11 protein-coding genes are annotated in these 7,642 nt (G+C 48.6%); 10 read left to right on the forward strand and 1 reads right to left on the reverse strand.

Annotation, left to right across the window (positions count from 1 at the left end):
• The 4 genes from QZ176_RS09950 to lpxD form a co-directional block, all read left to right on the forward strand.
• A partial coding sequence (locus tag QZ176_RS09950) for a hypothetical protein (RefSeq protein ID WP_295153261.1) occupies positions 1–231 on the forward strand: 231 nt, incomplete at its 5' end.
• A gap of 453 nt (positions 232–684) precedes the next feature.
• Positions 685–2,379: an acetolactate synthase large subunit gene (locus tag QZ176_RS09955; protein ID WP_295153263.1), complete on the forward strand. Its 1,695-nt coding sequence runs from the start codon at positions 685–687 to the stop codon at positions 2,377–2,379.
• A 1-nt stretch (position 2,380) separates the two neighbouring features.
• Positions 2,381–2,851: an acetolactate synthase small subunit gene (ilvN, locus tag QZ176_RS09960; RefSeq protein WP_005870631.1), complete on the forward strand. Its 471-nt coding sequence runs from the start codon at positions 2,381–2,383 to the stop codon at positions 2,849–2,851.
• A 31-nt stretch (positions 2,852–2,882) separates the two neighbouring features.
• Positions 2,883–3,833: a UDP-3-O-(3-hydroxymyristoyl)glucosamine N-acyltransferase gene (gene lpxD / locus QZ176_RS09965; protein ID WP_295153266.1), complete on the forward strand. Its 951-nt coding sequence runs from the start codon at positions 2,883–2,885 to the stop codon at positions 3,831–3,833.
• A gap of 92 nt (positions 3,834–3,925) precedes the next feature.
• Here lpxD and QZ176_RS09970 read toward each other — a convergent pair whose 3' ends face one another.
• Positions 3,926–4,159, reverse strand: a complete 234-nt coding sequence (locus QZ176_RS09970; RefSeq protein ID WP_295153268.1) for a hypothetical protein — start codon at positions 4,157–4,159, stop codon at positions 3,926–3,928.
• 57 nt (positions 4,160–4,216) lie between these two features.
• On the opposite strand from QZ176_RS09970, the gene QZ176_RS09975 reads away from it, so the two are divergent.
• From QZ176_RS09975 to QZ176_RS10000, 6 genes are all read left to right on the forward strand, one after another.
• The gene (locus QZ176_RS09975; protein ID WP_295153270.1) at positions 4,217–4,834 is read left to right on the forward strand and encodes a Type 1 glutamine amidotransferase-like domain-containing protein; all 618 of its coding nucleotides are present in this window, start codon (positions 4,217–4,219) and stop codon (positions 4,832–4,834) included.
• A 137-nt stretch (positions 4,835–4,971) separates the two neighbouring features.
• Positions 4,972–5,550 (forward strand): NAD(P)H-dependent oxidoreductase, encoded by a 579-nt coding sequence (locus QZ176_RS09980; RefSeq protein WP_295153272.1) that lies wholly within the window; start codon positions 4,972–4,974, stop codon positions 5,548–5,550.
• 225 nt (positions 5,551–5,775) lie between these two features.
• On the forward strand, positions 5,776–6,024 hold the full coding sequence (locus QZ176_RS09985) for a hypothetical protein (RefSeq protein ID WP_295153274.1): 249 nt from the start codon (positions 5,776–5,778) through the stop codon (positions 6,022–6,024).
• 118 nt (positions 6,025–6,142) lie between these two features.
• Positions 6,143–6,610: a hypothetical protein gene (locus tag QZ176_RS09990; protein WP_295153276.1), complete on the forward strand. Its 468-nt coding sequence runs from the start codon at positions 6,143–6,145 to the stop codon at positions 6,608–6,610.
• Positions 6,611–6,886: 276 nt separating this feature from the next.
• The gene (locus QZ176_RS09995) at positions 6,887–7,213 is read left to right on the forward strand and encodes a hypothetical protein (RefSeq protein ID WP_295153278.1); all 327 of its coding nucleotides are present in this window, start codon (positions 6,887–6,889) and stop codon (positions 7,211–7,213) included.
• A gap of 60 nt (positions 7,214–7,273) precedes the next feature.
• On the forward strand, positions 7,274–7,471 hold the full coding sequence (locus QZ176_RS10000; protein ID WP_295153280.1) for a hypothetical protein: 198 nt from the start codon (positions 7,274–7,276) through the stop codon (positions 7,469–7,471).
• Positions 7,472–7,642: the final 171 nt, after the last annotated feature.

The raw sequence follows: 7,642 nt of genomic DNA on the forward strand, positions 1-7,642 counted from the left end.
CCTCCACCACCGCCACCTCCTCGCGATGATTATTCTCGCAGGAGAAGTTCTAATAGTATGAGCGATAGCGAGATTGGCGGAAGCTCGCGCCGTAACATGCCGGTGCCTATGCATATGGGAACGATCCGCTCAAAAAGATCCAGTAGCGTCACAAGCTTCGGCGACTGCGATCCGCAAAGCGGCAACTGCGCTAGCGTGGGTGTAGGCGTGCAGGTAGATAGAGGGTTTTAAAATTTAATTTTATGTGGGCGGAATTTTATAATTTTATAATCGAGATTCCGCCCGTTCTAAATTTACGGCTAAATTTTAAAATTTCGTAACGTAGAATTTAAAATTTACGCAGGAGTTGCTCTGCGCTACGATAAAATTTCAAAGAATTTTGTAAATTTAATCGAGCCTCGCGTGGTAAAATTTCAAGCCAAAATTTTACGTTAAAAATTCCGTGCCGCGTTTGGTCAAGATAAAATCTGCACTTTAAAATTTTAAATCCGAACATCCCGTCCGTTTTAAATTTATGGCTAAATTTTAAATTTGCCTTTTCTACTCTCGCTAAATTCCGAAATTTTGCCCCGTCTTGCTGCTATTAAATTTTAAATTTGACCCAATTTAGCGCCTTAAATTCGTGAAATTTAATTTACAAAATAATATAATCACAAAATTATTCCAACGAAACAGGATGGGCGTATGAAAGAAATTAGCGGATCGCAGATGATCGTGGAGGCGTTGCGGCAGGAGGGGGTCGAGGTGGTTTTCGGCTATCCGGGCGGCGCGGCGCTAAACATATACGATGAAATTTACAAACAAAAATACTTCAGACACATTTTGGTGCGCCACGAGCAGGCCGCGGCAATGGCTGCGGACGGATATGCGCGCGCTAGCGGCAAGGTCGGCGTGGCTGTCGTCACGAGCGGACCAGGCTTTACCAACGCGCTTACGGGGCTTGCTACGGCGTATAGCGACAGCATCCCGATCGTGCTTATCAGCGGGCAGGTGGCGACCTCGCTTATCGGCACCGACGCCTTTCAAGAGATCGATGCGATCGGAATTTCACGCCCTTGCGTCAAGCACAACTATCTGGTTAAAACGATTGAAGAGCTGCCTAGAATTTTAAAAGAAGCCTTTTATATCGCTCGCAGCGGCAGACCTGGACCCGTGCACGTTGATATTCCCAAAGACGTAACGGCGAAGCTTGGAGTTTTTGAATATCCTAGCGAAATCAAGATGCAGACTTATAAGCCGAACTATAAGGGCAACGCTAAGCAGATCAAAAAAGCCGTCGAGCTAATCGCTAATTCCAAAAAACCTATCCTCTACATTGGTGGCGGTGTCATCAGCGCGGGCGCAAGCGAGCTGGTTCGCGAACTTAGCGAGTTTGCGCAGATTCCGGTCGTTGAAACCCTTATGGCGCTGGGAGCCGTGCGAAGCGATGATAAGCTAAATCTAGGCATGGTAGGAATGCACGGCAGCTACGCCGCAAATATGGCACTTAGCGAGTCTGATCTGATAATCTGCCTGGGCGCGAGATTTGACGATCGCGTCACCGGCAAGCTTAGCGAATTTGGCAAAAACGCCAAGATCATCCACGTCGATATCGATCCTAGCTCGATCTCAAAAATAATAAACGCGGATTATCCGATCGTGGGCGACGTAAAATCGGTGCTAGAGGAGATGCTGCCGCGCATTAGAAGCGAGGTCAGCCCTGCAAATTTCGAGCAGTGGCGCGAGCTCATCCGCAAATACGATGAAATTCACCCGCTTAAATTTAATGACAGCGATGAAATTTTAAAGCCGCAGTGGGTTATACAAAGTACCGCAAAAATCGCGGGCGAGGACGCTATCATCGCTACGGACGTGGGGCAGCATCAGATGTGGGTCGCGCAGTTTTATCCGTTTTGCAAGCCGCGCACTCTGCTAAGTAGCGGCGGGCAGGGCACGATGGGATACGGCCTCCCTGCGGCATTGGGCGCGAAGGCTTATGCGGGAGATAGACCTGTTATAAATTTCAGCGGCGATGGTTCGATTTTGATGAATATCCAAGAGCTGATGACTGCGAGCGCGAGCGGCCTAAATGTCGTAAATATCGTATTAAACAACAATTTCTTAGGCATGGTGAGGCAGTGGCAGAGCCTATTTTACGGGCAGCGTTTCTCATCGACCGATCTTAGCTCGCAGCCTGATTTCGTAAAGATTGTCGAGGGCTTCGGCGGCGTGGGCTTTAGCGTTAGCACCAAAGCGGAATTCGAAGATGCGCTGAAGCAGGCTCTTGCGAGCAAAAAGGTAAGCGTCATCGAGGCTAAGATCGATCGCTTCGAAAACGTCTGGCCGATGGTGCCCGCAGGCGGCGCGCTTTATAATATGATTTTTGAGCAGGAGTCGTAGGATGAATAGCATAAGAAGAGTAATTTCGGTCGTCGTTACCGATGAGCACGGCGTTTTGTCGCGGATCTCGGGGCTTTTTGCGGGGCGCGGCTATAATATCGACAGCCTCACCGTTGCGCCGATCCCAAATACCGGTCTATCGCGCCTTAGCATCGTCACTTCGGGCGACGAGCGCGTCATAGAGCAGATCACTAAGCAGCTTCATAAGCTGATCCCAGTCTACAAGGTTATCGAGGATGCAAAATTCGTCGAAAAGGAGATGGTTTTGGTAAAGATCGCGCTGGGTGAAAATTTAGCGGGGCTTGATGCCGTTTTAAAAGCCTACAACGGCAGTATCGCAAATAGCGACGACAGCAAGATCGTCATTATGGCGTGCGACGATGCAGACCGCATCGACGGCTTTTTAAAGACGATAAAAAAATACAATCCGATCGACATCGTCCGCGGCGGCAGCGTCGCGCTGGATATGTAAGCGGCGATAAAATTTAATCAAAGGAGCGCAAATGAAATTATCTAAAATTGCCGAAATTTTAAACATAGAGCTTAACGGAGCGGACGCGGAGATCACCGCAATCAATTCGCTTCAAAACGCAAGGCAAAGCGAGCTAAGCTACTGCGATAGCGACAAAAACGAGAAATTTTTATCCGCCACCAAAGCAGCCGCCGTGCTTGTAAAAATCGGCACCGTAGCTCCAAGCGGCGTGCGAGCGCTGGAGTGCGAAAACCCGCATCTAGCCTTTGCGATCCTAAGCGCGCATTTTGCTAAGCCGCTCATTCGCAGCGGCACGCCCGCAAAGATCGCCGCCAGCGCGCAGATTGGACAGAACGTGCATATCGGCGTAAATTCCACGATCGGCGAGGATTGCGTCATTTTAAGCGGCGCGTATATCGGCGATGACGTGCATGTCGGAGACGGCTGCGTGATCCACGCAAACGCCGTCATCTACAACGACGCGGTCATCGGCGAGCGCTGCATAATTCACGCAAACGCCGTCATCGGAAGCGACGGCTTCGGCTACGCGCACACCAAAATGGGCGAGCATGTTAAAATTTATCACAACGGCAACGTCGTGCTGCAAGATGAGGTCGAGATCGGCGCGTGCACGACGATCGATCGCGCGGTATTTGGCTCAACGATCGTTAAGCGGGGCAGCAAGATCGACAATCTCGTTCAGATCGGGCACAACTGCGAGCTCGGACAAAACTGCCTCATCGTCTCTCAGGTAGGGCTCGCGGGCTCGACGACGCTCGGGCGCAACGTCGTGATGGGTGGACAGAGCGGCAGCGGCGGGCACGTAAGCGTGGGCGATTTCGTGCAGATCGCGGCGCGCGGCGGCATAAGCAAGGATCTAGCGGGCGGCAAAAACTACGCGGGACAGCCTATAATGGAGCTTGGCGAGTGGTTCAAGCTGCAGGCTAAGATCGTTAGATTTTTTAAAGATAAAAAGCACTAGCCGTTTTGCCTTGGCTGACTTGCCTTGATCGGTTCGGTCGATCGGCTTGTTTTTGATCGTTCGCTCTGATTGGCTCCCCTAGCCGGCTCAATCTAGCCAGCTCTCGTCGTTTCAGTGAAGTTTAAAACTGCCAGGTAGTTGGTGATCGCAGAGCAGCTGACGCTGCCATCTAGTCTAGGCTTTAGCGTAGCTTGCAACCGCTGCGGCGGTAAATTTTGCCCTTTTATCGGCAAAATTCTGTCCGCGCTATTTTTTATCGTGCGCTTGCTTTGTGGGTGCGGTAGAATTTGATCTACTCGTTTTGAAATACGTTTGCTCGCAGTCATTGCGGCCAAGCTTTACGAGCGCTTTAAATCAGCGCAAATTTAATGAAAGGAAAAACAATGATAGAGATGTTTTTATGCTCCTATTTTGCGGGCGCAGCGACGCTTTTTGAGGACTATGCGAGACAAAATATCCGCGCTAAGGAGGTGCTTTTTATCCCGACTGCGGCAAACGTCGAGGAGTACCGAGACTACGTAGACGAGGCGAAAGAGGCGTTTGCCAAAATGGGCTTTGAGGTTCAAATTTTAGACGTTTCCAAAGCGAGCGAGGCCGAAGCGAAGGCAAAGATCGGCACGGCGCAGGTGCTTTACGTAAGCGGCGGCAACACCTTTTATCTTTTGCGCGAGCTTAAAAAGAAAGGTCTTGCTGGCCTCATCGCAGATCGCGTCCGAAGCGGCGAGCTCGTATACGTGGGCGAGTCGGCAGGCGCGATGATCGCTGCACCCAGCGTGGAGTACGCGAGCGCGATGGACAATGCGGGCGACTACGGGGCTGCGGCGCAAACAGGGCTTGATCTGGTGAAATTTTACCCCGTACCGCACTACGGCGAGGAGCCGTTCGTGCAAAGCGCGGCTAAAATTTTAAAAGCTTACGGCGGCAAGCTAAATTTGGCACCGATAAATAACGCCGAAGCGATCGCAGTTCGCGGCGATAAATTTGAAATTTTAGGACGGTAAACTGCGGCGTAAAAGTAAAATTTAATAATTAAACGCTTCGTAAAATTTACGCTTACATTTGCGCATAGGGCTGCGAGGTGAAATTTAACTTAGGTGTGCGAGTGTCGCTAACGAATAAATTTAATCAAAGGATCAAAATGAAAATACTACTTATTAACGGTGGGGCGCCGTTTAACGGCAAAGGCGGCAAGCTAAGCAAGACGCTGCACGAGCTAGCCAAAAAAACGCTACAAGCCTTAGGGCACGAAACGCGCGAAACTACGATATTTGAGGGCTACGATATAGATGGTGAGGTAGAAAAATTTCTATGGATGGATGCTGTGATCTGGCAGATGCCCGCGTGGTGGATGGGCGAGCCTTGGCTAGTCAAAAAATACGTGGACGAGGTGTTTATGGGCGGCATAGGCAAGATAGTGGCAAACGACGGACGGCACAGCGCAAATCCAAACGACGGATACGGCACCGGCGGGCTGATAAAGGGCAAATCGCACATGATAAGCGTTACTTGGAATGCGCCGCTTCAGGCGTTTGAGAAGCCGGGCGATTTTTTCGAGGGCGTGGGCGTGGACGGCGTTTATCTGCATTTTCATAAGGCAAATGAGTTTTTAGGCACGAAAAGGCTGCCTACTTTTATGTGCAACGACGTCGTTAAAAACCCGGACGTAGAGCGTTTTATAAGAGATTACGAAGCGCATCTAAAAAAGGTTTTCGGCTAGCCTTGACGGTCTCAAACGAGTTTATCTGCTCGTAGTACAGCGCCAGATGAGCTAAAGCGGATTTATAAGATCGCTTCTTAAGTTCGGATATTACGACGCTTGTGAAATTTTAAAATAATGCCAAGCAGTACTTGTTCGAGTGTGGCTTGCGACGCGCGAGGTTTTTGTAAATCGCGAGATTCGAGCTTTGCTCGGCTGACTGACACTGCGTGATGTGTGGGAGGTGTGAAATTTGCGGCATTGCGGTGTGAAATTTCAAGTCTTGCGGCGCGCGATTTATGCAGTCACTATATAAAATTTCATATGGCTGTCGCAGCTTCTAAGTCGGTGCGAAATAAAACTTGCGAAACGACGTGTCATTTTGCGATCGTTTTAAATTTTGCAAATGCGCTGTATTTTGGCTCGATGCGAGATAAAATTTTACGCGGCGCACTTTTATGTGATGTATGCGTCTGGCTTGCCGTTGCTCGTTAGTACCATGTCAGAGAGTGTTAAGCATGGATGAGCGCGATGACTGGCTCGTGTAACTATTAGCGTGCCGTTGTGCTGCTAGTGGCTTTAAGAGGCGCGATGTGTATTTGCAGGGGAAGAGATGCTAAAAATCGATATGCTTGAGTTTTTTCGCTCGGGCAAGTTTGCTGACGTAAGAAGCGGATTGAGCTGCGCGCAGATCGTCGCGATGCTTGGCCCTGCGGACGCGAGCTTTAAGAGCGCTGGAGCTGAAATTTTAAGATACGGCGCCTTTGAGTTTCACTTTTTTCGAGACGAAATTTTTATGATTTTTTCGGATCATTTCAGAAGTGAGCCTCTAGATTTCGGCGGCGGAAGCGCGCGGCAAATCGAAATAGAGCCTTGGATATTATCGGGCTGTCCTGCTCCCATCGATCTTGCGGCGGTGAAAGACGCTTTAAGTCGCGAGCGGATTGAGTATTGCGAGCACGCAACGGATGAGGATTTGAAGCTAAGCTTAAGCAGCGGCGTTACGCTTGCGTTTGAAAGCTTAAGCGGGTTGGGCGAGCCCCGCGGTTACGAACTTGCCGCATTTTGGATAAAATTTTAGTGGAATTTAAAAAGAGAAATATTTCTTTCGCGCGCTTTTTAAATTTAGCTTTTAAATTTACGCTTCGTCGAATGAAAATGAATGAAAATCCAAGCTAAATTTTGGCAGAAGCGGCGCCTTGTATTGCGCACAGCACTGGAAAAAACCGAGCCGTATTGGCTGCAGAAGTGCGGATTTAAAGATCGCGAAAGTTTGGAACGACGTAGCTCTGCTTTTATACCGCTACGGCGCGCCAGGATAAAGCGCCGAAATAAAAATTTAAACAAAAGAGGTTTGATGTTTTTTGATACAAAATACGATGAAAAAAAGATCGCTAGCTTTAATCAGATGAATACGCTTTTAAGATGCGTGCTGCTGTTTTTTATCCTTGGCGCGGCGCCGTATATGTCCTACACCGCGGTGCTACCGTCTAGCCCAGAGGATTTGCAGACCATAGAGGGGCGCGTCATATATGTGCAAACAAATAAGAGCAGAGGGGCTAGTTATTATAGGTTAAATTTGGTTGATAGCGCGCTTAAGCAGAGGCGTTTTTCTTTAGATGTTTACGGTACGCAGATAGACGGATACAAGGCTGCGATATACAACAAGGACGTAAAAATTTAGTACCAAAGGATCGGGGGCGATACCGACCTTGCATGGCAGATCGCCCTTAAAGACGGGCAAATGGTTTTAAAATACGATTATGCTTTTGCAGCCAGATTTTATTACAATACCATATTCGATTCCTATAAAATCACATATTTAAAATGGGGCGGCGGTGCGCTTGCGCTTTTGATCGTTCAGATCGTTTTGACTCGGATAGCGAGGAGAAAATACCGCGCCAAATGGGGCTGCTACGAAAAACCTACGAATAAAATTTAAAATCGGTCGTTGCCAAATAAATTTAGGCAAAATTTTAACCTGGTAAAATTTCTGATCGGCTTTTGCGCGCTAATTAAATTTACGCGCCAGTTGCGCCGCAAAATTTAAATCTTAAATTTAAAGAGCGAAATAGAGAAAGTGAAATCGCGGTTTAAATTTTACTTTTTAAAA

It is taken from the genome of uncultured Campylobacter sp. (assembly GCF_905373215.1).
Taxonomy (GTDB): domain Bacteria; phylum Campylobacterota; class Campylobacteria; order Campylobacterales; family Campylobacteraceae; genus Campylobacter_B.

Bases quoted from the DNA above. Each gene is read 5' to 3' on its own strand.
- QZ176_RS09980 (WP_295153272.1), top strand. From the start codon at position 4,972: ATGAAAATACTACTTATTAACGGTGGGGCGCCGTTTAACGGCAAAGGC.
- QZ176_RS09970 (WP_295153268.1), bottom strand. From the start codon at position 4,159: ATGACTGCGAGCAAACGTATTTCAAAACGAGTAGATCAAATTCTACCG.
- QZ176_RS09975 (WP_295153270.1), top strand. From the start codon at position 4,217: ATGATAGAGATGTTTTTATGCTCCTATTTTGCGGGCGCAGCGACGCTT.
- lpxD (WP_295153266.1), top strand. From the start codon at position 2,883: ATGAAATTATCTAAAATTGCCGAAATTTTAAACATAGAGCTTAACGGA.
- QZ176_RS09955 (WP_295153263.1), top strand. From the start codon at position 685: ATGAAAGAAATTAGCGGATCGCAGATGATCGTGGAGGCGTTGCGGCAG.
- QZ176_RS10000 (WP_295153280.1), top strand. From the start codon at position 7,274: ATGGTTTTAAAATACGATTATGCTTTTGCAGCCAGATTTTATTACAAT.
- QZ176_RS09990 (WP_295153276.1), top strand. From the start codon at position 6,143: ATGCTAAAAATCGATATGCTTGAGTTTTTTCGCTCGGGCAAGTTTGCT.
- ilvN (WP_005870631.1), top strand. From the start codon at position 2,381: ATGAATAGCATAAGAAGAGTAATTTCGGTCGTCGTTACCGATGAGCAC.
- QZ176_RS09995 (WP_295153278.1), top strand. From the start codon at position 6,887: ATGTTTTTTGATACAAAATACGATGAAAAAAAGATCGCTAGCTTTAAT.